Raw genomic sequence first — 22,012 nt, 5'->3', positions numbered from 1 at the left:
TGCCGTGGCGGGGGCGGACAGATTATTACTGCGCCGGCCGGGCAATCGCGACGTTTCGTCCCGGCGGTCCAATTTCCGCCGTATAAACTGGAAAAGACGGCAAAGGGCTTTTCATTTCAACGTTCGCTATTCAAGAATGGCGCGTGTGATTCGAGATTTCGAGGTTTTCATGAGTTCCCGCTCTCCTTCGGGCCTGGCCAGGACGATCCGCGCGCTGGCGGCGCTTGCCATCGCAGCGACCAGCACCCCTGCCCTGGCACAGTCCCAGCAACAGCCGGGCACCGTGAAGGCGAACCACGGTGCCTGGTCGATCGTCTGCGACCAGCCGGCAGGCGCCACGGGCGAACAATGCGCGCTGATGCAGAACGTGATCGCCGAGGACCGACCTGAAGTCGGCCTGTCTGTGGTCATCCTCAAGACGGCCGACCGCAAGGCAAAGATCCTGCGCGTGCTCGCGCCCCTCGGCGTCCTGCTGCCCAACGGGCTTGGCCTGAATGTGGACGGTAAGGATATCGGCCGCGCCTATTTCGTGCGCTGCTTCTCCGACGGCTGCTACGCCGAGGTGGTGCTTGAGGACGAACTGCTCAAGACCTTCCGCTCCGGCGCTACCGCCACCTTCATCGTCTTCCAGACCCCGGAAGAAGGCATCGGCATCCCGGTCGACCTCAAGGGCTTCGGCGAAGGCTACGACGCGCTGCCGTAAAGGGCCCGGGGCCAACCGTCCCCGCACCGAAAGCCGGCTTCTTGTGCATGAGCGTTTTGCCTGACGTCGATGTGACGCTCCCTCAACTCCCCCGTCAATCCGGACTTGGTTCGGGATCCGGCGGCACCGCGTCCGCGGCGCGGGAAATGCTCTATCGCGCAAGGATTTGCGCGGCTGAATGCCGGCTCGGGGGCCGGCATGACGGAGAGACAGTAGGGGGCGACGGCGGTGCCCGCAAGGCGCAATGAGGTTGCGAGCGCAATGGACGCGCTGCCGGCAATGCGATGCGCACAGCGTTTCGCAAGACGTCGATGTGGCGCGCCCTTCAACTTCCCGGCATCCCGGACTTGATCCGGGATCCAGTGGCCCGCGTCCGCGGCGCGGGAATGCTTTATTGCGCAAAGACTTGCGCGACTGGATGCCGGCTCGGGGGCCGGCATGACGGAGAGGCAGTAGGGGGCGACGGCGGTGCCCGCAAGGCGCAATGAGGTTGCGAGCGCAATGGACGCGCTGCCGGCAATGCGAGCCGCAGAGGCAGCAGCCCGGCCTTTGCCATACCTCACCCCCTACCCCTAACCCCTCAACCCTTACCGCATCTCACGTCACCGAACGGGCGCCGCGGGCCAGTCGATCAGGTCGGGCCTTAAGCCGGCGAGCACGCCACGCGACTTGGAGACGACGTCGAAGGGGAAGCCGAGAGCGATCTCGCTTGCGGCATCCAGCCTGCCGATCTGCTCCTCAGTCAGGCGAACGTCGAGTGCCGCCAAGTTGTCCGCAAGCTGCTCGGGCGTTCGCGGACCGATGATCGGCAGCGTCGCGCCCTTGGCGAGCACCCAGGCGATCGCCACCTGCCCGGCGGGCAGGCCCGTCTCCCCGGCAATGGCCAGAACCGCATCGACCGTCGCGGTCTTGCGTGCATCGCTCTCGGCATGGATGACGGCGCCCAGCCCCTGCGCCCTGCCCTGCTCGCCCTTGCGGTACTTGCCTGTCAGCAACCCGCCGCCGAGCGGCGACCAGCTGACCGTGCCGAGCCCGAAGGCCGACGCCATCGGCAGGAGTTCGCGCTCGACGGAACGCTCGACCAGGCTGTATTCCACCTGCAGCGCCGAGACAGGCGCCCAGCCGCGCAGCTCGGCAAGCGTTGCCGCCGTCGCCACCCGCCAGGCGGGGAAATCGGAAAAGCCGGAATAGAGGATCTTGCCGGACCGGACGAGATCGTCCAGCCCGCGCACGATCTCGTCGATCGGGGTGACGTCGTCGGGCATATGCACCCAGAGGAGATCGATGCGATCGGTGTTGAGCCGCTTGAGGCTGGCCTCCACGGACTGCACCATCGCCTTGCGGCTGTTGCCGGTGCGCTGCAGACCCGCGCCATGGCTGTCGCCGAGCGAAAACTTGGTCGCAAGCACGACGTCATCCCGGTCGGCGGCGACGAATTCCCCCGTCAGCGTTTCGGACTGGCCGAACTGGTACTGGTCGGCGGTATCGATGAAATTGCCACCGGCTGCGCGATAGCCGTCGTAGATGGCTCTGGCCGCCTCCTGGTCGGCGCCATAGCCCCAGCCGGTGCCGAAATTGCCGGTGCCGAGCGCCAGCTGCGAAATGCGAAGGCCAGTGCGGCCGAAGATCCGATAGCGCATGCTCATGTCCGAACTCCCTGTTGTCGGTGAACTTTTCGATTCAATTTTAAATGACGATCGTCATATGTTGAATATAAATGACGATCGTCATATAACTTGTCAAGACAATTTCGGAGGATGACAAAATGCGGCCGACCAAGGAGCAGGCGAAGGAAAACCGGAAGCGCATTCTTGATGCGGCGGCACGGCTGTTTCGCGAGAACGGCATTCATGCCGTCGGCGTCGATGCCGTCATGAGTGGCGCCGGACTGACGCATGGCGGTTTCTACGGCCATTTCAAGTCAAAGGGCGACCTTACCGAGCAGGCGCTGTCGGAGGCTATGCACAAGACCCTCGAAGCCGAGCCGGCGACACTGACGCTCTCGCAGTTCGCCGGGGCCTATCTGTCCGCCGAGCATCGCGACCATGCCGGTGCGGGCTGCGCGGTCGCAGCCCTCGGACCGGAAATGGCGCGGTTGCCGGAAAAGGAGCGACAGGCCGCGACCGACTATGTCCGCGCCCGGATCGCGCGGATGCAGGAGCTGCAAGAGCGGCAGGGAGAGGCGCCGGACCGCAGGAAGGCGATCGCCGACCTCTCCAGCCTTATCGGCGCCCTGGTCATGGCCCGCCTTGTCAACGACCCCGCACTTTCGGACGAAATCATGGAAAGCGTGCGAAACGAGGTGGCAGGCGCCATGTAGGCCGGCGGAGCCGCTTCGCTTGCCCCGGCCGGGGGGAGCCTCTACATAAGCTGGCAACCCGCTTAGGCGCGCCGGCACCGCATGCATGCGAACCGTGTGGCGCGACGTTTCAGATCTGTGCACCAGGAGTTGCCAATGAACACCGACCTGACCTCACTGTTCGATGCCGACGAGGCGACGGTTCGCGTGGTGCTGGCGGAGACGCTGAAGAACGCCGACGACGGCGAGCTCTACCTGGAGCACGCGCAGGCGGAATCGCTGACCTTCGACAACGGGCGCCTGAAGGGCGGCAGCTTCAACACCGACCAGGGCTTCGGCCTGCGCGCCGTAGCCGGCGAGGCGGTGGGCTATGCCCATTCCGGCGAGATGTCGCTTTCCGCGCTGAAGCGGGCGGCGGACGCTGCGGGCGCTGTCACGCGCGGATATGCCGGCACCTATTCCGCAGCACCCCAGGGAACCAACCGCCGGCTCTACGGCCCGGAAAACCCGATCGGCAGCCCCGGCTTCGAGGAGAAGGTGACGCTGCTGCAGGAGATCGACGCCTATCTGCGCGGCAAGGACGCAAAGGTTCGGCAGGTATCCGCCTCGATCGCCGCCAGCTGGCAGGTGGTCAACATCCTGCGCGCCGACGGCCACAAGGTGACGGACATCCGTCCCATGACCCGCATCAACATTTCCGTCGTCGTCGGCGAAGGCGACCGGCAGGAGACGGGCTCGTTCGGCATGGGCGGCCGGCGCGGCTTCGGCGAGTTCCTCACCACCGAAAGCTGGAAGCAGGGGGCGGACGAGGCGTTGCGCCAGGCGCTCGTGAACCTCAGCGCGATCGAGGCGCCGGCCGGCACGATGGACGTGGTGCTTTCCTCGGGCTGGCCGGGCGTGATGCTCCACGAGGCGGTCGGCCATGGACTGGAGGGCGACTTCAACCGCAAGAAGACCTCGGCGTTTTCGGGCCTGCTCGGCGAGCAGGTGGCGGCCAGGGGCGTCACCGTGGTCGACGACGGCACGATCGAAAGCCGCCGCGGCTCGCTGACGGTGGATGACGAAGGCACACCGTCTGGCTACAACGTCCTGATCGAGGACGGAAAGCTCGTCGGCTACATGCAGGACCGGCAGAACGCGCGGCTGATGGGCATGCAGGCGACCGGCAACGGCCGCCGCCAGTCCTACGCGCATGTGCCGATGCCGCGCATGACCAACACCTACATGCTGTCCGGCGACAGGACGCCCGATGAGATCATCGCTTCGGTGAAGAACGGCATCTATGCGGTCTCCTTCGGCGGCGGCCAGGTGGACATCACCTCCGGCAAGTTCGTCTTCGGCTGCACCGAGGCCTACCTGATCGAGGATGGAAAGATCGGCGCCCCGGTGAAGGGCGCGATGATCATCGGCAACGGGCCAGACGCGATGCGGCGCGTGACGATGGTCGGCAACGATTCCAAGCTCGACACGGGGATCGGCATGTGCGGCAAGGCCGGCCAGAGCGTGCCCGTCGGCGTGGGCCAGCCGCATCTGCGTATGGACCAGATCACCGTCGGCGGCACGAAGGCCTGATCGCAGCGCGGGCGCGATATGCCGCAAGGGGTCGTTAACCGCACGGATACCATGACGCGCTCATAAAGACGGCAGGAAGAACCGCCAACCGGAGCGCAAATGCCGACATTGAAAAATGTTATGCGCCGCAGCCTGAAGCATGCGGCCATCACCGGCGGACTGGAACTGTCCAATCTCGCCGGGCGTGCCGGCCTGATGACGTCCGCACGCGGGCGCGGCGCGATCTTCACCCTGCACCACGTGCGGCCGAAGACGTTCCACGACTTCGACCCCAACGCCCATCTGGAAATCACGCCTGAATTCCTCGACGAGACGATCCGGCTCTTGGAAAGCGAGGGCTACCAGTTCGTGGCCCTGCACCACATGGCCGCCCGCATGGCGATTGCACGGCCCGAGGAGCGCTTTGCCGCCTTCACGCTCGACGACGGCTACCGCAACAATGCGGTGCATGCGCAGCCGATCTTCACCGAGCATCGCGTGCCCTTCACCGTCTTTATCACCGGCGGCTTCGCCTGCCGGACCCACAGCATCTGGTGGGAGACGCTGACGGAGTTGCTGCGGGCGCTGCCGCATGTCGAATTCGACTTCGGCTCCGGCCTCGTCACGCTGCCGCTCGCCACGACATGGCAGAAGGACGCCGCCTTTGCGCGCTTTGCCGCCTTCATCCAGACGGGCGACGAGATGACCTCCGTCGCCGCCCTCGACAGGCTGGCGAAGCAGCACGGGATCGATCCGCTCCTGATCACCGAACGGCTGATCATGCGCGAACCGGAACTGAAGAGCCTGGCTCTCAACCCGCTCGCGACGCTCGGCGCCCACACGATCAGCCACCGAGCGCTTTCGCGGCTTGAGGAAAACGAGGCGCGGGAGGAAATGCAGGCGTCGGCCGAGCGGATCCAGTGCCTGACCGGCGTGCGCCCCGTCGCCTTCGCCTATCCCTACGGCTTCAGTCCCACCGTCACCGCACGCGAACATCGCCTCGCCGTCGAGGCAGGATTCGACCTCGCGGTGACGACGGTGCCGGGCACGCTGGACGCCCGCAGCTTCGACCAGCCGATGGCGCTGCCGCGCATCTCCGTCAACGGCCTCTACCAGAAGCGCAAGTATGTATCCGCGCTGGCTTCGGGCATCCCGTTCCGCCTGATGCGGCGATAGGACAGCTCCGGCGAAGGACGCCACGGTACGCGACAATTGTAATTTTGCCCATCACCCCGACCTTTTCCCCGCAAGCGGGGAGAAGGTGCCCGGCAGGGCGGATGAGGGGGAGAGCGAAAGCGGTCGTGTAATATGGAAGGACCGAACCGGCCGCCTCGCGAGACCGGACAGCCGTCAGGCGACCTTCAGCGCGCTCGAGATTTCCGCCACGGTCGCCTTCTCGGCGTCGCTGACCGGAGTGCCGCCGAAGCCGAGGAACCCTCCCTCCTTGGCCGCCTCGGCAACGCTCTGGCTGATCTGCAGCAGCCAGCCCTTGAAGCCGGCTGCATCCGACGGTGCCTTGGCCTCGACAATCCCTGCGGCCTCGCGCACCGTGTCGATGCAGCGCGCCTTGATCTCCTCGGGCTTGGCGCCCTTCAACCGCGCCTCCAGCCCCTCGCGCGCGGCTTTCCGCCCCTCGGAGCTCTCAAACCCCTCGACGATCGCCGTCGTCAACGTTGTCGCATCCGTGCCTCCCTTGCCCTGCAGCAGCGTCCGGCTGCTGGCCATGCCTTCCTTGAGCATGCCCCAGAGGCCGCTCGGTTCGGCGGCCGTGACGGCAATGCCTGCGGCCATGACACCCTGCAGCAGTACGCTCCATTCCTCGGGCGTGAACGTCGACTTGTCAGCCATGCTGAAATCTCCCGGTTTGGTTGGGTTTCGTCTCTTGGTTCGCGGTGTCCCCACGCCACCATGGCTCTGCGCGTCCCGTGCGGCGCGCGACGGAGACCGCCTGTCCATGAGAGTACGGCTTGTTTCGGGCGGCGCATCTCACCGGTGGGTGATTGCGCCGGCCGGATTCGAACCCCGCTCAGACTCGTTTCACGCGCGGTTCAGGCCGCAAGTGCCGCCAGCTTCGGGCGCAGGGCGTCGATCGCGGGCTTGAGGATGTCGGATACACCGGGGATCGCCAGGACCTTGTCGAACAGCGCATTGAGCGTGTCGATGGACGGCTTGGCGAGCGCGGCAAGGGACGCCTTCTGCTCGGCGGAGAGCTGTCCCAGCATGCCGCTGACCTGGTCGATCGCGCCGGTGGCGGTCTGGAGCTGGGGCAACGCGCTCTGGGCGGTCGCCGCATCGGTCACGCCGCTGAGCGCCGTCTGCAGGCTGGCGAGCGTATCGGTCACCTGCTTGCCGACATCGACCCCACCGACGACGATGCTGCCTGTCGGCGCCGGGGTGGCGGCCGGCGTTTCGGCCTGCGTCTGCGGCTGCGGCTCGGCAGGCGCCGGCTGGGTCTCGGTCTGCGCGGGTGGCGTCGGCTCGGGGGCGGTCTCCGCCGTCTGTTGTGCCGGCCGGCCGAACAGATAGTAGAGGATGGCTAGCAGAGCGAGGGCCCCGATCAGCCAGTAGAGCCAGTTGCTGCCGCGGCTGGCGGTGGCCGTGGCGGCGGAAGAGGTCTGCCGAGCGGCAGATGTTGCGGTCGCTGCGGCGCGCGCGGCAGCATCGCTGCCGGCACTTGCGGCAGAGCGCGCCGTTCCACCGAGCGAACCGAGAAGCCCGGAGCTTGCCAGCATGTCCTTGAGGCCTGGCGGCAGGGCGGCAGCGATGTTGTCCTTCTCGCTCGCCAACAGACCGGCAATCCCGCTCGCGCTGGTATCGGAGCCCATTTTCTTGGCAATGCCGCCAAGAACCAGTGGCGCCAGCATGCCGAGCAGGGAACCCCCGCCATTCGTGCCAAGGCCGGAATAGTTTCCGACCGCATTGGCAAGCGCATTGCTGTTGCCGCCGAAGATCGACGAGAGCAGCTGCGTCCCGGTCTGGGCCAGCGAACCGGGATTGCCGCCCGAAAGCAGGCCGCCGAGATTGTCGAGCACGCCGCTCTGCTGGCGGGCGGCATCGGCGATCTTCTCGGCGCCGCCCGGCTGGGTGGCGGTGCTCGCAAGCCCCGCGAGAACGGCCGGAACCGCCGCCGCGACACCGCGCTGGACCTTGTCGACATCGAGCCCGAGCGCCGCCGCAAGTCGCGCGATCGTGTCGGGCGTCAGAAATTGCATGAGATAGGAAACAAGATTGCTGGCCATAGAACTCTCCTCCGCGTCAATGCCTTGGATTCAGTCTCGCCCGTATGCGTTGCACGGCTTTGCGTGAACGAAACCCGCACACCTGGTCCCCAAAAATGGACCGTGGGTCGTAATCGCTTTCCTGCTTGCCCGGAAATATATCACACCAATTGGAGTTGTATACTGCGCGCCCTTTCGCGGGCGGCACTCCGACGCGCCTTCTGCCGGCGCCACGCCCGTTTGCGGGCCGAAGTACAAGGAGATGGCGGCCAAAGTGGCCGCCATCTCTTATCAGGGGTACATGCGGACCTTTTCCCAGCCCCCCTCGCCTTCCAAGCCGACCGGGCGGCGGAACTCGACGCGGTCATGCAGCCGGAAGGGGCGATCGTGCCAGAACTCGATCGACACCGGCCTGATGCGGAAGCCGGACCAGTATGAGGGACGCGGAATCTCGCCGATCGCATAGCGGGCGGTGTACTCGGCCACAGCCTTTTCGAGGGCAAAACGACCTTCCAGCGGCCGCGACTGCTTGGACGCCCAGGCGCCGATGCGGCTGCCACGCGGACGGGAAGCGTAATAGATGTCGGCCTCCTCGTCGGAGACGACTTCGACGGGACCGCGCACGCGGACCTGTCGGCGGAGCGATTTCCAGTGGAAACACATTGCCGCCTTGCCGGCGTTCAGGATCTCCTGGCCTTTCTGACTTTCGAAATTGGTGTAGAAGACGAATCCGCGTTCATCGAATCCCTTCAAGAGCACCATGCGTACATTCGGCAATCCAGAAGCGTCCACCGTGGCCAGCGCCACCGCGTTTGGATCGTTCGGCTCGCTCTTGCCGGCATCTTCCAGCCACTTTCCGAAAAGCGAAAAGGGCTCGCTTTCCTCGGTGAAGTCACCGGTTGTTAACTCAATCTCGCTCATATTTGAATCCAATGCCGATTTTCGTCCCGTCGGGGCGCGCAGGAGTTGAAGTCATAGCAAAGTCGCGACGGGAGACAACGATATTCTGGACGAGGCCGCCGCGGCTTTTGGCCGTGGCGCTGTGCGTCCTGCCGCTCGCGGGCTGCATGGCCGGCGGCCTCGATCTCGCCTCCGACATGCAGGTGGACAGGGCCATGAAGACCAGTGCCGTGCCGGGCGAACGCACGGACAACACCTCCGACGCCGCCACGGTGCGCAACGCCGTTTCGTCGGCCGACCTGACGCGCAACGCCGGCAGCCCGATCCCCTGGGCAAATGCCGTGTCCGGCAGCACCGGCGTCGTCACCGGCGTCGCCGAGCGCAGCGACGGTTCCGGGCAGACCTGCCGCGACTTCACCACGACGCTGCATTCCTACACCGGGATTTCCAACTACGACGGGCGCGCCTGCGTGGGTGGCGACGGAACCTGGTCGCTGACGCGCTTCGACCGCCAGGGATAAGGGCCGATTCCAACCCGGGGACCGGCCTGATAACGGCTTATATACCTTATGTGATCTGCCCCCTGCGCCTGTAACCATCAGTTAGGAGGTTACCGGCATCATCGATCCCCGCGGGCTCCGCAGCGAGTCCGGCCAAAGACCGGGAGCAGCGAGGCTCCCTCAAGGGACGAGACGGGCTGATGTTGATGCGTGATCCTTACAGGGTGCTGGGCGTCCGGCGCGATGCCGAACAGGAAGAGATCAAGGCTGCCTGGCGCACGCTTGCCAAGGCCGTGCACCCCGACCAGAATCAGGACGACCCGTTCGCCAACATTCGCTTCACCGAAGCGGGCCGCGCCTACGATCTCCTGCGCGATCCCGACAAACGCAGCAAATACGACCGCGCGCACCGCGACGCCGAGGTCCGCCGCGAGATGGAACTGCGGCGCATGGAGCAGATGCGGCGCCAGCAGAGCGCCCGCAAGACACAGCCCGACCCCGCCCAGAATGCGAGCGAAACGGCCGAGGACATGGTCTCGCGCATCTTCGGCGTGGATGCCCGCCAGCAGGGGCCGGCATCAGGTGCCGCTGCTACCGCCGGCGCCACCGCCCAGCCGTCGGCTGGATCTGGGACCGGGACTGGGACTGGGGCCGCAGAAAAATCCGCATCGGCCAAGGCTCAGCCGGCTGCCTCCTTCGACGAGAGCCCCTCTGCGCCAGCCCCGGCCCGCCGCACGATTGCGGCTGCAGATATCATTTCCGGCCTGATGCGCCGGATCCGCGGCACCCGTCCGGCGGTCGAAAAGGCACCCGATCTCGCCTGCGACCTGACGGTATCTGTCGAAGACCTCCTCAAACAGGCGAAAATGACGCTCGAGGTCGAGGGCGAATCGCTGAAGGTGCCGCTCGCAGCTGGTACGACCGAAGGTACGGTCATCCGCCTGCGTGACCAGGGGCATCGCATCAACGACCTCAAGCGTGGCGACGCCGTCGTGACCATCCGCGTCGCGCCAGGCGCGTTCCGGGTGGACGGTTTCGACCTGCGCACGCCCCTGCCGGTGACGATCGAGGATGCTGTGCTCGGCTGCGAGACCACCGTGATGGGACCGGCCGACGAACCGCTGCCGGTCACAGTCCCCGCCTGGTCGAGCTCGGACCACGTCATCAGGATCGAGGGCCAGGGCCTTGTGGATGCGCAAGGAAAACGCGGCGATCTTCTCGTCGAGATCCGGCTTCTTCTTTGGGAGCGGCCCGACGACAAGATGATAGATCTCATGCGCAGCCTGCGCGAAGGGCTCTATTTGTGAAGTTTCGGTGAATACGCACCCATTGTTACGCGCGCTAACAGTTCCTGAACCCGGTGTGCTTGAACCCGCAGGCGGCCTATGCCATAGGCTCAAATCGAATTAAATCTGCAAGGGACATTCCATGGTTCAGGTATCCGGTCTGATGAGCGGCAAGCGCGGCGTCATTATGGGCGTTGCGAACAACCGGTCTATCGCTTGGGGTATCGCCAAGGCCGTTCGTGCCCAGGGGGCCGAAATCGCCCTCACCTACCAGGGCGACGCTCTGAAGAAGCGTGTCGAGCCACTCGCGGCTGAACTTGGCGGCGTACTGGCCGGGCATTGCGACGTCAGCGACGAGGCATCCATCGACGCGGTCTTCGACAACATCGAGAAGATGTGGGGCAAGATCGACTTCATCGTGCACGCGATCGGCTTCTCCGACAAGGACGAGCTGACCGGCCGCTACGTCGACACGACGCCCGAGAACTTCGCCAAGACGATGCAGATCTCGGTCTACTCGTTCACCTCGGTGGCGCGCCGTGCCGAAAAGCTGATGACGGACGGCGGCTCGATGCTGACGCTGACCTACTACGGCGCCGAAAAGGTCATGCCGAACTACAACGTCATGGGCGTCGCCAAGGCGGCGCTTGAGGCGAGCGTGAAATATCTGGCGGTCGACCTGGGCCCGAAGAACATCCGCGTCAACGCCATCTCGGCCGGCCCGATCAAGACACTGGCCGCGTCCGGCATCGGCGACTTCCGCTACATCCTGAAGTGGAACGAGTACAACGCGCCGCTGCGCCGGACCGTGACCATCGAAGACGTGGGCGACGTCGGGCTATACATGCTTTCGGACCTCTCGCGCTCGGTTACCGGCGAGGTCCATCACGCCGACAGCGGCTATCATGTTGTCGGCATGAAGGCCGTCGACGCCCCCGATATCTCGGTCGTCAAGGACTGAGCCGGCTTCGGAGCGCAAACGTGCTTGTCTACATGATCCGACACGGCCAGACAGACTGGAACGCAGAAGGTCGTCTGCAGGGTCAAAAGGACATCCCCCTGAATGCGACCGGGCGTCAGCAGGCGTCCGGCAACGGCCTTGCCCTGAAAAAGATCCTCGGCGAAACGGCCGGGGACTTCGACTATGTCGCAAGCCCGCTCGGGCGCACGCGCGAGACGATGGAACGCGTGCGCGCTGCCATGGACCTCGATCCCCTCGACTACCGCACCGACGAACGCCTGGTGGAGGTCTGCTTCGGCGACTGGGAAGGCTTCACCATCTCCGAACTGAAACAGACGGTGCGCGACAAGGTGAAGGCCAGGGCGCGCTCGAAGTGGGATTTCATTCCGCCGGGCGAAAACGCGGAAAGCTACGAGATACTGTCTTGGCGTGTCGGCTCGTGGTTCAACAACATCGAGCGTCCGACGGTCTGCGTCAGCCATGGCGGCGTGTTCAGGGCGCTGTTCAAGTTCAGCGGCATGCCCGTGATCGACGCGGCCAACGCCCCCGTGCACCAGGACCGAATCTTGCGCGTCGACGAGACCGGCGCAGCCTGGGTCTGACAGCGATGCCAACGCGCTGACACGCATGCGGCACAAAGCTTCCGCAACGGCGCCGCCGACACTTCTCAGCGCCGGACGTCGCAATCCTCAGTTGTTACTGAATGATTTCCAGATCGTCGATGACGCGTTTGCCATCGACCTCGGTGTAGAACACCAGGACCTTTACGCCGGGCACAAGGCCCTCGAAATTGAACTCTTCCGGCGCCTGATACTTCTTGCCGTCGTCGAGCGACAGGCTGAGGCCAGTGGTATCGACCTTGGTGATGACCGCCTCTACGTCGGCACTTTCGGCATAGACGGTCAGCGGCGCCAAGATACTTGCCGCGGCCAGAAGCGCGGCAACGATGAATCGCATCTTGAACCCCCCTTTCAATGGAATCGTGTTCTTCTCGATCACGCTTGATGCCCCTCGAATATGGCGAAATTCGCCCCTGCGCCGTTCCCCTGGTAACTGGATGCCCGGAACCATCTGCCCTAGCAAGGCTCAGCAAACGCCATCCCGGACAATTTCATCAGCATGCCACCAAAGCCGGCAGGCGGATGCCGGAAAGCCATCAATGCAATCTTAATCGCCCCCTCATAACGTGCAGTTGAAACGAGGGGATGAAAACGGGTGCGGGTTGCGGGTCTAGCACGTGGTATCAGGATTGCCGGGGCGTGGGCCAAACCCTCGCTGTTGCCGGCTGCAATCGCCGTGACCGTCGTCCTTGTCGCCGGGCACGCCTACGAAAGGCAGAACGAGCGCCTCTACCGCAGCGACCTGCGGGCCCGGGTCGCAAGCGAGCTCACCCTGGTCAGCGCGCGGCTGGAAGGCGAGATCGGCAAGAGCGTGACGGCGCTCCGCGGCATCGCGAACCTGTTTTCCAGCCAACCTTTGCAGGCGCGCGACCAGTTCAACGTCTCTGCCCGCAAACTTCTGGTGCAGAACGTACAGTTCCGCAGGCTGGCTGTCGCCCCGGACGGGGTCATCGACCAGATATTCCCCTTGCGTGACAACGAACGGTATCTCGGCGCCGACCTCAACCGCTTCCAGTCGTTCCGCAGGCCGGCGGAGTCCAGCCGCGCCTTCGGACACCCGCTGATGCTCGGGCCGATGCACCTGCCCGATCGCAGCCGCGCCTTCAACCTGGTGATCCCGGTTTCCGGCACCGCACGGGGCGCCTTCTCCTTCTGGGGCTACATCGAGGGCGTGCTGGACGAGCGCCGGCTGTACCTCGACGCTGGCCTCCTCAGTCCTGGCGACGGCGATACCAGCATGCACTGGCGCGGCAGCTCGAACCTGCGCCTTTCGATCCGCGACATCAGCTTTCCCGCCGCGATCGAGGACCCGTTCTTCGGCGACCCCTCGATCTTCGATGGCGAGGCGGTGCGCCGGACGGTCGAGTTCCCCGGCGGGAAATGGGAACTGGCGGCAGTCCCGGCCAAGGGCTGGGAACGGCCTCCCGAGGACGTGGCCCATATCCGCATCATGACGGCCGGCGCAGCGCTCGCGATCATCATACCGATCTTCCTGACCGGCGGTCTCGTCAGCGAACGGCACCGCCATCTCGCCGGGCTGCGCGCCCGGGAGACGGAAATCCACTCGCTGTCACAACGGCTCGACCTTGCGCTGGAAGCCTCGAAGACGGGCACCTGGGAGGTTGCAATCGGCGACCGGCAACGCATCTGGGACCGGCAGATGTATGCGCTGCACGGCCTGCCGGCCAACACGCCGCTCTCCAACGGCACTTGGGCGTCGGTCGTGCATCCGGACGACCGCGCCTCGGCCACCGCCGCCTTCGAAAGAGCCATGGAGGGCGAGGCGAGCTACTGGCTGCAATATCGCGTCGTCCTGCCCGACGGCAGTGTTCGCCATATCCGCAACGTCGGCTCGCGCATGACGATGGACGGCATCGAAAAGCTGACCGGCGTCAGCTGGGACGTGACCGACGACGTCCAACTGAACGCGCGGCTTCAACGCGCGAAAGAACGCGCCGACCGGCAGAATGATACGCTCCTGAAGACCACGCAGCGACTAGAGCTGGCTCTGGACGCCTATCAATGCGGCCTCTGGGAGGCCGATCTGGAAAGCGGCCTGACGCACTGGGACGACCGCATGTTCCAGCTCTATGGCGTCGCCGGTACCGGCGAACCGGTCACCCATGACGTATGGCTCAACGCGCTTCACCCCGACGACCGCGCACATGCGGAGGCCACGGCGAAGAACACGATCGAAAACGGCGCGCCCTATCTGCGAAAATCGAGAGTTGTCCATCCCGACGGCACGATCCGCCACCTGCAATCGGTCGGCAAGCTGCATATGGATGCGGATGGCCGCCGGAAACTGGTCGGACTGGCCTTCGACATTACCGATGACGTGGAGATGAACGAGCGGTTGAGATCCGCCAAGACGCAGGCTGACCAGCAGAACGCCGAACTCGAAATGGCCCTGCGTGTCCTTTCCGAGCGCGAACAGGAACTGGAGGCCACGACGCGACGGCTGGACCTGGCGCTCGATTCCTATCAATGCGGCCTGTGGGAGGCGGACCTCGATCGCGGCGGGACATACTGGGACGAGCGCATGCACCAGCTCTACGGGCTCCTCTATGTCGACGGAATGGTAGCGGAGCAGGACTGGCTCGGCGCGATCCACCCCGACGACCGCCAGCCGACGCTCGACAACGTCAACAAGTGCATCGCCCGCGAATGGCCCTACGTGCAGCAGGCGCGGATCGTGCTTGCGGACGGATCGATTCGCCACGTGCGCTCCGTCGGCAAGATCCATCGCGCACCTGATGGCACCAGGAAACTGATCGGGATCGCGTTCGACGTGACCGACGACGTGCGTATGACCGAACGGCTCAGGGCCGCGAAGGAAATCGCCGATGCCAAGAATGCGGAACTCGAACAAGCCAAGATCCGCATCGAGCACAACGCGCTGCACGATCCGCTGACGGGCCTCGGCAACCGCAGGCTGCTCGACGACCAGCTGTATGCGCTGGCGACCCGCAGCAACGAGGAAGACGTCAGCCTCGGCATCCTCCACATCGACCTCGACCGTTTCAAGCAGATCAACGACACCCTGGGGCACGCCGCAGGCGACGCGCTTCTCGTCCACGCCGCCAAGGTGCTGCGCGACTCGGTGCGTCCGGGCGATCTCGTGGCGCGAATCGGCGGCGACGAATTCGTCGTCGTGACCGACCGCAACAACAGCGCCGACCTCTCCGCGCTTTCCAACAGCATCATCGAACTGATGCGCCAGCCCGTCGACTACAACGGGCACATGTGTCGCTTCGGCGTCAGCATCGGGATCGCGGTGGGCAGCGGCAGAGACCTTGATACGCGTAAGCTTCTCGTCAATGCCGATATAGCGCTCTACCGGGCGAAGGCGCAGGGCCGCAGCCGTCACGAGTTCTTCAATGCAGTGCTCGAAGCGGCGATCATCCGCAACAAGCGAACTGCCGACGATATCCTGACGGGCATCGAGAACAACGAGTTCATCCCCTATTACCAGCCGCAGATCTGTGCCCGCACGCTCGAGCTTGTCGGCGCGGAGGCCCTGATCCGCTGGCGACATCCGCAGAAGGGCCTGCTCGTTCCCGGGCACTTCCTGGAAATCGCCGAGGACCTCAACGTCACCGCGACGCTGGACCGCATCATGCTGGAAAAGGCGCTGACGGATTGCAGCCTCTGGGCGGCGCGCGGCTTCACCATGCCGAAGATCTCGGTCAACGTCTCGGCAAGGCGGCTTCGCGACGAGACGCTGGTCGACAGCCTCGCGGGACTGTCGATCGCGCCGGGCCAGCTTTCCTTCGAGCTGGTGGAGGCCATCTTCCTCGATGACGCCGACGACCTGGTGCAGACGAACATCGAGCGCATCAAGGATCTCGGCATCGACATCGAGATCGACGATTTCGGCACCGGTCACACCTCGATCGTGAGCCTCCTGAAGCTGCGCCCGAAGCGGCTTAAGATCGACCGCCAGCTCGTCGCGCCGATCCTGAACTCGCGCCACGAGCAGGCGCTGGTGCGGTCCATCATCGAGATCGGCCGGTCGCTCGGCATCGCCGTCGTGGCGGAAGGGGTGGAAACCATGGCGCATGCGGAAATGCTGAGCGCGCTCGGCTGCGACCTGCTGCAGGGCTATGCCTTCTCGCGTCCGCTCGCGCGCGACGATTTCCTCGACTACGCTGTCGAGAAGCGGTGGAGATCCGCTTCCTGAACTGGCGTGCGGTCGCACACTTGACCCGCCTCTGGCCCGTCTCAAGCGAAAAGACTTCAACTTTTCCGCAATCGGTTCTATGAGTGCGGCCGAACAGAGCGGAACGCGGGCGCTCCCGCGGACCGGCACGAGGCGTTCCGGCAGGGTTTCATGTCACACAATACATTCGGCCAACTTTTCCGCGTCACCACGTGGGGCGAAAGCCACGGACCGGCACTGGGCTGCGTCGTCGACGGCTGCCCGCCCGGCCTGCGCTTCACGCTTTCCGAAATCCAGGCCTGGCTCGACAAGCGCAAGCCCGGCCAGTCGCGCTTCGTCACGCAGCGGCGCGAGGACGACCTGGTGCGCGTCCTCTCCGGCGTCATGACCGACGAGGACGGCGTGACCATGACGACGACCGGCACGCCCATCTCGATGATGATCGAGAACACCGACCAGCGCTCCAAGGACTATTCCGAGATCGCCAAGCGCTATCGCCCGGGCCATGCCGACTATACCTACGACGTGAAGTACGGGATCCGCGATTATCGCGGCGGCGGGCGCTCTTCGGCGCGTGAGACGGCCGCGCGCGTTGCCGCGGGCGGCATCGCCCGCAAGGTCGTTCCGGGCCTTAACGTTCGGGCCGCCCTCGTCCAGATCGGCAAGCACCGCATCAACCGCGACAACTGGGACTGGAGCGTGGTCGATACCAACCCGTTCTTCGCCCCGGATCCGGAAATCGTCCCCGTATGGGAGGACTACCTCGATTCCATCCGCAAGGCGGGGTCCTCCGTGGGCGCCGTCATCGAAGTGGTGGCCGAGGGCGTGCCGGCGGGCATCGGCGCACCGATCTACGCCAAGCTCGACCAGGACATCGCCGCCAACCTCATGTCCATCAATGCGGTGAAAGGCGTGGAGATCGGCAACGGCTTCGGCGCTGCGGAAATCACCGGCGAGGAAAACGCCGACGAGATGCGCATCGGCCCGGACGGCCAGCCGGTGTTTCTGTCGAACCACGCCGGCGGCATTCTGGGCGGAATCTCCACTGGCCAGCCGGTGATCGCGCGCTTCGCCATCAAGCCGACCTCCTCCATCCTGACCGAGCGCCGCTCGATCGACAGCGACGGCAAAGAGGTGGACGTCCGCACCAAGGGTCGGCACGATCCGTGCGTCGGCATCCGCGCCGTTCCGATCGGCGAGGCTATGGTGGCATGCGCGATCGCGGACCACTACCTGAGGGACCGCGGCCAGACCGGCCGGCTGAAGTAAAAGCAGAACAGCATTCCTCCAGCGTGCGCAAACGCGGTTCAGCCACAATCCGCCGATATGGCGGCCCCGCCGAGGGCGGATGCCGGCATGAACATCAACCGTGGAACGTAGAGTCCGCATGAAGCAACACGAGCAATTGCGACTGGTGATGCATATCGGTCCCCACAAGACCGCGACCACCTATATGCAGGCGAACTTCCACCACAATGCCGAGGAGCTACGGCGACGGGGCTGGCTCTACCCGGTGGTCGGCGAACGTGTCGCCACCGCCCACCATGACCTGTCCGACAACGAAGGCCAGTTCCTGCGGCGGAAGGGAAAGGCCTTCGAGGATTTTCTCAAGGTGATCCGCAAGGCGGATCGCGAAGGGCTGAACGTGCTTCTGTCGTCGGAAGGCTTCCGCCGCTGGAAGAGGGAGCATTTCGAGGCGATCCGCGAGATCATCGGCGAACGGCGGCTGCACGTGGTCTATGCGCTGCGCGACCCGCTCGACACGCTCTATTCCTTCTGGGCGCAGAAGGCGAGCATGGGGCCTGCGCCGAGCCTGCCGGCCTGGCTCGCACGACCGCTGAAAAATCCCTCGCGGGCGACCTACCTCAACCCGCTGAGAGAGATCGAGCCCGTGATGGAACTGCCGGGCATTGACTACACCGTGCTGCTCTTCGAAGAGATCCGCCGCCGCAAGCTGGATATCTACGCCTATTTCCTGCAGACCGTGCTCGACATCCAGGACATGAAGGCGACCAGGCCGCCGGCAAACGAACGCCTGCCGATCGAGCTGACCGAATTCATCCGCCTTCTGGCAAAGGACAGCGGTTTTCCGACGGGACGCGGCAACAGCCGAAGGGCGCTGCATATCGGCCAGGTTATGCGCTTCCTGTTCAAGCCGGAGGAAAAGGCGAAGATCGTCGAGACGATCGCCGCCAATGCTGCGGCTACGCGCCGGACGCTGACGCTTTCGCGCGAGACGCGGCACTTCCTCAATTCCGAGAGGCGGCTGGTCGCCACGCTGGGGGAGCGCATGCATCCCCTGCCCGACAGCGGGCACATCTTCTTGCGCACGCCCGCGACCTACACCTATTACGACGAGGACGAACTGCGCCAGGTCCCGGCCGTGCGGGAATTGCTGCAATCGGCCATGCGCAAGACGCGCAAGACCTATCCCCCCCTTGCGGCGATGAACATCGGCAAGCGCATGCTGGTGAATTGGCGCAAGATCCGCAAGCACGTCCGCTTCTGAGCCGGTTTCAGTCGCCTAGCCAGCCGTCCATATAACGGACGCGCTCGACGCCTGTGAAACGGGAAAGGCGCGCCAGTTCCGCCTCCAGCCTCTCCAGCCGGCCGGCCGTCGCCTTGACCTTCGGCTCCAGCCAGAGCCTGCGGACGACGAGCTCGCCGGCCTTGCGATCCGCCTTCATGTCGATGCGCCCGACCAGCCGGTCGCCCTCCAAGAGCGGAAAGACGTAGTAGCCGTACTGGCGCTTCGGCTCCGGCACGAAGACCTCGATGCGATAGAAGAAGCCGAACAGCCGCTCCGTCCGGTTGCGGTCCCGGATCAGCGGATCGAACGGCGACAGCACCCGCAGGCGGGCCGGTGCCTCCGGTGCCTCCCGCGCCAGATCGTCGAAGCCTGTGAAGGCAAAGGACGGCCTTGGCCGGCCGCCATCCAGCGGCTCGATGCGGACTTCGCACAATTCAGGCCTGTGCGCATCGATCCATGCCTTGGCCTCTTCCGGCAAGACGAGATCCCAGAAGGCGGCGATCTCGCCATGCGTCGCAAATCCCAGTCGCAGCAGCGCGCTGCGGCAGGCCCAGTCGACGAAGGCGTCGTGATCCACCTCCGGCTCGTGGTGACGGCCGGGGAGCACCCTCTCGGCCAGATCGTAGACCTTCTGGAAATTCTCTCGCCGCGCGATCGCGACCTTGCCGGTGCGCCAGAGATATTCCAGCGCCGTCTTGCTCGGATGCCAGTTCCACCAGCCACCGGATTCATGCTCGGCCGCCTTCAGCTCGCGCGACATCACAGCCCCCCCTTCGGCGATCCGCCGGTAGGTTTCTTCGAAGCTGGAATCGAACCCCTCGCCCTGCCAGCGGCGCCAGCGATCGAGGATTGCCGCGTCCTCGCGGCGAAACTTGTGCTTCCAATAGGGATAGAAGACGCTCGGAATGATCGAGGCGTCATGCGTCCAGTTCTCGAACAGTTCGCCGTCTTTCTCCAGAAGGTCGGCAAGATGCTCGCGCCGGTAGGTCTGGTTGCGCGAGAAAAGGATCTGGTGGTGCGCGCGTTCGACGGTGGCGATGCTGTCCACCTGGACGAAGCCTATGTCGTGGATCAGCTGCAACAGGCCGCCCTTGCCGAGCAGGCGACCGGGCGGCCCGCTGAGGCCCTGCTTTGCCAGGAAGATGCGCCGGGCATCCGCGTTCTTGAGAAGAATCGTCATGGGCGCATGATAGGCATATATTCCCACGCCTTCCAACCCGGTTTCCTTTGAGGGGCGAACCGGCTATAGCCGCCTCACCTTACCGGTTGGGAGTGCCCTTTTGGAGATCGTTTTCAGCGACGCGTCGGTCAGTTTCGCCGGGCGAACGGCGCTGCATCCGCTTTCCCTGACGCTTTTTGAACGGCGCATCGGCATCATCGGCCTGAACGGCTCCGGCAAGACGACGTTCGCGCGGCTGATCAACGGGCTGGTGCGTCCGACGAGCGGGCGCGTCACGGTAGGCGGCCTGGACACGGTCGCCGACGAAGAGGCGGCGCGCGGCCGGGCCGGGTTCATCTTCCAGAATCCGCAGCACCAGATGATCCTGCCGGTCCTGGCGGAAGACATCGCCTTCGGGCTGAAAAACCGCGGCCTTTCGGCCACCGAGATCGCGGGCAGGACCGAGGCGGTGCTGGAACGTTTCGGCATCCCGCATCTCGCCCGGCGGCGCATCCACGAACTGTCCGGCGGGGAAACCCAGCTCGCCGCCATCGCAAGCGTGATGGTGACAGGCCCGGACGTGCTGATCCTCGACGAACCGACCAACCAGCTGGACCTGAAGAACCGCCGCCTCATCGAGAAGACCGTCGCCGACCTTCCCGAACAGGCAATCGTCATCACGCACGACCTGGCTCTGCTGGACGGCTTCGATCGCGTGCTGCTGTTTCATCAGGGCAGGCTTGCCGCCGACGCCCCTCCCCACGACGCCATTTCCCGCTACCGAGAGATCGCCGCATGCTGACCGGGCTCGACATCGAGGGCACGACGCTTTTGCACCGGGCGTCGGCACGGCTGAAACTGATCGCGCTTTTCGCGGTGGCGGCCGGCCTCTTTGCCGTCTCCAACGTCTGGCTTCTGGCCGCCTTTGCAATCATTGCCGCCGGGCTCTATGCCTCGACCGGCATTGGACTGCGCGAAGCCTTTCGGCGTGTCCGCTTCGTGCTCTTCACCGTGCTTCTGGTGGCGTTGGCGAACTATCTCTTCCACTCGCTTTCCGACGCGCTGGCCGTCCTTTTCCGCCTCGGCACGCTGGTTCTCCTGGCAGCCGCGGTGACGGCGACGACCACCGTTTCGGCCTTCATGGACGAAATCGCCGTGCTGCTGCGCCCGCTGGAACGGCTCGGGCTGCTGCGGGCTGCCGATGTGAGCCTTGCCGTCGGGCTCGTGCTGCGCTTTGCACCCGAGATACTGGCGCGCTACGGCGATATCCGCGAGGCGCACCGGGCGCGCGGTTTGCGCGTGCGGCCGCTCAGCGTGCTCGTGCCGCTTGTCATCCTCACCCTGAAGGACGCCGATACGATCGCGATGGCGATTGACGCCCGCGGCTTTCGGCGGCAATAACCTAGCAAATCCTGACCCTAGATATTCCCAACACCCAGACAGGCAGCAGGCACCTCCATGAGCACCAGAGACATCGTCCTCGTCGCACTGTTCGCAGCCATCATCGTGGTGCTCGGCATGCTGCCGCCGATCACCTTCGGCTTCATACCGGTGCCGATCACCGCGCAGTCGCTGGGCGTGATGCTGGCGGGATGTATCCTCGGCGCCAAGCGCGGCGCGGCCGCCTGCCTCCTCGTCGTTCTTCTGGTCGCGATCGGCCTGCCGGTGCTGTCGGGCGGTCGCGGCGGTCTCGCCGTCTTTGCCGGGCCTACCGCCGGCTATCTGGTCGGCTGGGTTGCCGGCGCCTTCGTCACCGGTCTGATCGCCGAACGGCTCGTGCGCGACAGCCAGACGGAGTTCATGCAGTTCGCAAGCTTCTTCCTCGCAGCTGTCGTCGGCGGCATCGGCGTCGTCTACCTGCTCGGCATCGCCTGGCTGTCCTTCATGAGCGGCAAGGCATTTGTCGAGACCGCGATCGCTTCGCTCGTCTTCATCCCCGGCGACCTGATCAAGGCATTCGTGGCGATGCTGGCGGCGCGCGCAGTCCAGGCGGGATATCCGCTGCTGCCGGTCAGGACCTGAATTCGCGAGCGGCGGCCAACCAGCCTCTCTTGTGCGCGAAGATATGAGTGACGACCGGCGGCTGTTGAAAAACAGGGCCTTGGAACCCATTTCCCGTGGAC

Annotated in this window: 20 protein-coding genes; 14 read left to right on the top strand and 6 right to left on the bottom strand. The window is 65.0% G+C overall.

The window, feature by feature from the left end:
- Positions 1-169 precede the first annotated feature (169 nt).
- Positions 170-703, top strand: coding sequence for an invasion associated locus B family protein (locus HV823_RS13835; protein ID WP_176950298.1), 534 nt, complete (start codon positions 170-172; stop codon positions 701-703).
- Between the two features lie 602 nt (positions 704-1,305).
- On the opposite strand, the gene HV823_RS13830 is transcribed toward HV823_RS13835, so the two are convergent.
- Positions 1,306-2,343, bottom strand: a complete 1,038-nt coding sequence (locus HV823_RS13830) for an aldo/keto reductase (protein ID WP_176950363.1) — start codon at positions 2,341-2,343, stop codon at positions 1,306-1,308.
- A gap of 125 nt (positions 2,344-2,468) precedes the next feature.
- On the opposite strand from HV823_RS13830, the gene HV823_RS13825 reads away from it, so the two are divergent.
- From HV823_RS13825 to HV823_RS13815, 3 genes are all read left to right on the top strand, one after another.
- Positions 2,469-3,023 (top strand): TetR/AcrR family transcriptional regulator, encoded by a 555-nt coding sequence (locus HV823_RS13825; protein WP_176950297.1) that lies wholly within the window; start codon positions 2,469-2,471, stop codon positions 3,021-3,023.
- Positions 3,024-3,158: 135 nt separating this feature from the next.
- Positions 3,159-4,574, top strand: a complete 1,416-nt coding sequence (gene tldD / locus HV823_RS13820; RefSeq protein WP_176950296.1) for a metalloprotease TldD — start codon at positions 3,159-3,161, stop codon at positions 4,572-4,574.
- Between the two features lie 99 nt (positions 4,575-4,673).
- Positions 4,674-5,729 (top strand): polysaccharide deacetylase family protein, encoded by a 1,056-nt coding sequence (locus HV823_RS13815; protein ID WP_176950295.1) that lies wholly within the window; start codon positions 4,674-4,676, stop codon positions 5,727-5,729.
- Between the two features lie 174 nt (positions 5,730-5,903).
- On the opposite strand, the gene HV823_RS13810 is transcribed toward HV823_RS13815, so the two are convergent.
- The 3 genes from HV823_RS13810 to pdxH form a co-directional block, all read right to left on the bottom strand.
- Positions 5,904-6,401: a hypothetical protein gene (locus HV823_RS13810; RefSeq protein ID WP_176950294.1), complete on the bottom strand. Its 498-nt coding sequence runs from the start codon at positions 6,399-6,401 to the stop codon at positions 5,904-5,906.
- Between the two features lie 200 nt (positions 6,402-6,601).
- Positions 6,602-7,792, bottom strand: a complete 1,191-nt coding sequence (locus HV823_RS13805) for a DUF937 domain-containing protein (RefSeq protein WP_176950293.1) — start codon at positions 7,790-7,792, stop codon at positions 6,602-6,604.
- A 270-nt stretch (positions 7,793-8,062) separates the two neighbouring features.
- Complete coding sequence (gene pdxH, locus HV823_RS13800) at positions 8,063-8,692, bottom strand: pyridoxamine 5'-phosphate oxidase (RefSeq protein ID WP_176950292.1); 630 nt, start codon at positions 8,690-8,692, stop codon at positions 8,063-8,065.
- 113 nt (positions 8,693-8,805) lie between these two features.
- Between pdxH and HV823_RS13795 the strand changes: the two genes are divergently transcribed.
- The 4 genes from HV823_RS13795 (at position 8,806) to HV823_RS13780 (ending at position 12,020) form a co-directional block, all read left to right on the top strand.
- The gene (locus tag HV823_RS13795) at positions 8,806-9,192 is read left to right on the top strand and encodes an RT0821/Lpp0805 family surface protein (protein ID WP_343051864.1); all 387 of its coding nucleotides are present in this window, start codon (positions 8,806-8,808) and stop codon (positions 9,190-9,192) included.
- A 185-nt stretch (positions 9,193-9,377) separates the two neighbouring features.
- Positions 9,378-10,478: a DnaJ C-terminal domain-containing protein gene (locus HV823_RS13790; RefSeq protein WP_176950362.1), complete on the top strand. Its 1,101-nt coding sequence runs from the start codon at positions 9,378-9,380 to the stop codon at positions 10,476-10,478.
- A 121-nt stretch (positions 10,479-10,599) separates the two neighbouring features.
- Positions 10,600-11,418, top strand: a complete 819-nt coding sequence (fabI, locus tag HV823_RS13785) for an enoyl-ACP reductase FabI (protein ID WP_176950290.1) — start codon at positions 10,600-10,602, stop codon at positions 11,416-11,418.
- Between the two features lie 20 nt (positions 11,419-11,438).
- Entirely contained in the window at positions 11,439-12,020 is a 582-nt protein-coding gene (locus tag HV823_RS13780; protein WP_176950289.1) for a histidine phosphatase family protein, read from the top strand.
- 94 nt (positions 12,021-12,114) lie between these two features.
- Here HV823_RS13780 and HV823_RS13775 read toward each other — a convergent pair whose 3' ends face one another.
- Positions 12,115-12,375 carry a DUF1344 domain-containing protein gene (locus HV823_RS13775; RefSeq protein WP_176950288.1) on the bottom strand — a complete coding sequence of 87 codons (261 nt, stop codon included), beginning with the start codon at positions 12,373-12,375 and terminating at the stop codon, positions 12,115-12,117.
- Positions 12,376-12,714: 339 nt separating this feature from the next.
- On the opposite strand from HV823_RS13775, the gene HV823_RS13770 reads away from it, so the two are divergent.
- The 3 genes from HV823_RS13770 to HV823_RS13760 all read left to right on the top strand — a co-directional run bounded on the left by HV823_RS13770 (position 12,715) and on the right by HV823_RS13760 (position 18,709).
- On the top strand, positions 12,715-16,221 hold the full coding sequence (locus HV823_RS13770) for an EAL domain-containing protein (protein WP_176950287.1): 3,507 nt from the start codon (positions 12,715-12,717) through the stop codon (positions 16,219-16,221).
- Between the two features lie 150 nt (positions 16,222-16,371).
- Positions 16,372-17,469 (top strand): chorismate synthase, encoded by a 1,098-nt coding sequence (gene aroC, locus HV823_RS13765; protein WP_176950286.1) that lies wholly within the window; start codon positions 16,372-16,374, stop codon positions 17,467-17,469.
- A 118-nt stretch (positions 17,470-17,587) separates the two neighbouring features.
- Positions 17,588-18,709 (top strand): hypothetical protein, encoded by a 1,122-nt coding sequence (locus HV823_RS13760; RefSeq protein WP_176950285.1) that lies wholly within the window; start codon positions 17,588-17,590, stop codon positions 18,707-18,709.
- 7 nt (positions 18,710-18,716) lie between these two features.
- Here the strand turns inward: HV823_RS13760 and HV823_RS13755 are convergent, their stop codons facing one another.
- Positions 18,717-19,910, bottom strand: coding sequence for a winged helix-turn-helix domain-containing protein (locus HV823_RS13755; RefSeq protein ID WP_176950284.1), 1,194 nt, complete (start codon positions 19,908-19,910; stop codon positions 18,717-18,719).
- A gap of 100 nt (positions 19,911-20,010) precedes the next feature.
- Here HV823_RS13755 and HV823_RS13750 point away from each other — a divergent pair, with 100 nt between their 5' ends.
- Genes HV823_RS13750 through HV823_RS13740 form a run of 3 tightly spaced genes read left to right on the top strand, consistent with a single transcriptional unit; the run spans position 20,011 to position 21,911 of the window.
- Entirely contained in the window at positions 20,011-20,691 is a 681-nt protein-coding gene (locus HV823_RS13750; RefSeq protein WP_176950283.1) for an energy-coupling factor ABC transporter ATP-binding protein, read from the top strand.
- Complete coding sequence (locus HV823_RS13745; protein WP_176950282.1) at positions 20,685-21,290, top strand: energy-coupling factor transporter transmembrane component T family protein; 606 nt, start codon at positions 20,685-20,687, stop codon at positions 21,288-21,290. The genes HV823_RS13750 and HV823_RS13745 overlap by 7 nt, the downstream gene beginning before the upstream one ends.
- Positions 21,291-21,347: 57 nt before the next feature.
- Positions 21,348-21,911 carry a biotin transporter BioY gene (locus HV823_RS13740; RefSeq protein ID WP_176950281.1) on the top strand — a complete coding sequence of 188 codons (564 nt, stop codon included), beginning with the start codon at positions 21,348-21,350 and terminating at the stop codon, positions 21,909-21,911.
- Positions 21,912-22,012 lie beyond the last annotated feature (101 nt).

Source organism: Mycoplana rhizolycopersici (assembly GCF_013378445.1).
Classification (GTDB): domain Bacteria; phylum Pseudomonadota; class Alphaproteobacteria; order Rhizobiales; family Rhizobiaceae; genus Mycoplana; species Mycoplana rhizolycopersici.
This window is presented reverse-complemented; position numbering and strand designations above follow the sequence as displayed.

Excerpts from the sequence above, each read along its gene's own strand:
- HV823_RS13835 (WP_176950298.1), top strand. The coding sequence starts at position 170 with ATGAGTTCCCGCTCTCCTTCGGGCCTGGCCAGGACGATCCGCGCGCTG.
- HV823_RS13830 (WP_176950363.1), bottom strand. The coding sequence starts at position 2,343 with ATGCGCTATCGGATCTTCGGCCGCACTGGCCTTCGCATTTCGCAGCTG.
- HV823_RS13825 (WP_176950297.1), top strand. The coding sequence starts at position 2,469 with ATGCGGCCGACCAAGGAGCAGGCGAAGGAAAACCGGAAGCGCATTCTT.
- tldD (WP_176950296.1), top strand. The coding sequence starts at position 3,159 with ATGAACACCGACCTGACCTCACTGTTCGATGCCGACGAGGCGACGGTT.
- HV823_RS13815 (WP_176950295.1), top strand. The coding sequence starts at position 4,674 with ATGCCGACATTGAAAAATGTTATGCGCCGCAGCCTGAAGCATGCGGCC.
- HV823_RS13810 (WP_176950294.1), bottom strand. The coding sequence starts at position 6,401 with ATGGCTGACAAGTCGACGTTCACGCCCGAGGAATGGAGCGTACTGCTG.
- HV823_RS13805 (WP_176950293.1), bottom strand. The coding sequence starts at position 7,792 with ATGGCCAGCAATCTTGTTTCCTATCTCATGCAATTTCTGACGCCCGAC.
- pdxH (WP_176950292.1), bottom strand. The coding sequence starts at position 8,692 with ATGAGCGAGATTGAGTTAACAACCGGTGACTTCACCGAGGAAAGCGAG.
- HV823_RS13790 (WP_176950362.1), top strand. The coding sequence starts at position 9,378 with ATGCGTGATCCTTACAGGGTGCTGGGCGTCCGGCGCGATGCCGAACAG.
- fabI (WP_176950290.1), top strand. The coding sequence starts at position 10,600 with ATGGTTCAGGTATCCGGTCTGATGAGCGGCAAGCGCGGCGTCATTATG.
- HV823_RS13775 (WP_176950288.1), bottom strand. The coding sequence starts at position 12,375 with ATGCGATTCATCGTTGCCGCGCTTCTGGCCGCGGCAAGTATCTTGGCG.
- aroC (WP_176950286.1), top strand. The coding sequence starts at position 16,372 with ATGTCACACAATACATTCGGCCAACTTTTCCGCGTCACCACGTGGGGC.
- HV823_RS13760 (WP_176950285.1), top strand. The coding sequence starts at position 17,588 with ATGAAGCAACACGAGCAATTGCGACTGGTGATGCATATCGGTCCCCAC.
- HV823_RS13755 (WP_176950284.1), bottom strand. The coding sequence starts at position 19,910 with ATGACGATTCTTCTCAAGAACGCGGATGCCCGGCGCATCTTCCTGGCA.
- HV823_RS13745 (WP_176950282.1), top strand. The coding sequence starts at position 20,685 with ATGCTGACCGGGCTCGACATCGAGGGCACGACGCTTTTGCACCGGGCG.
- HV823_RS13740 (WP_176950281.1), top strand. The coding sequence starts at position 21,348 with ATGAGCACCAGAGACATCGTCCTCGTCGCACTGTTCGCAGCCATCATC.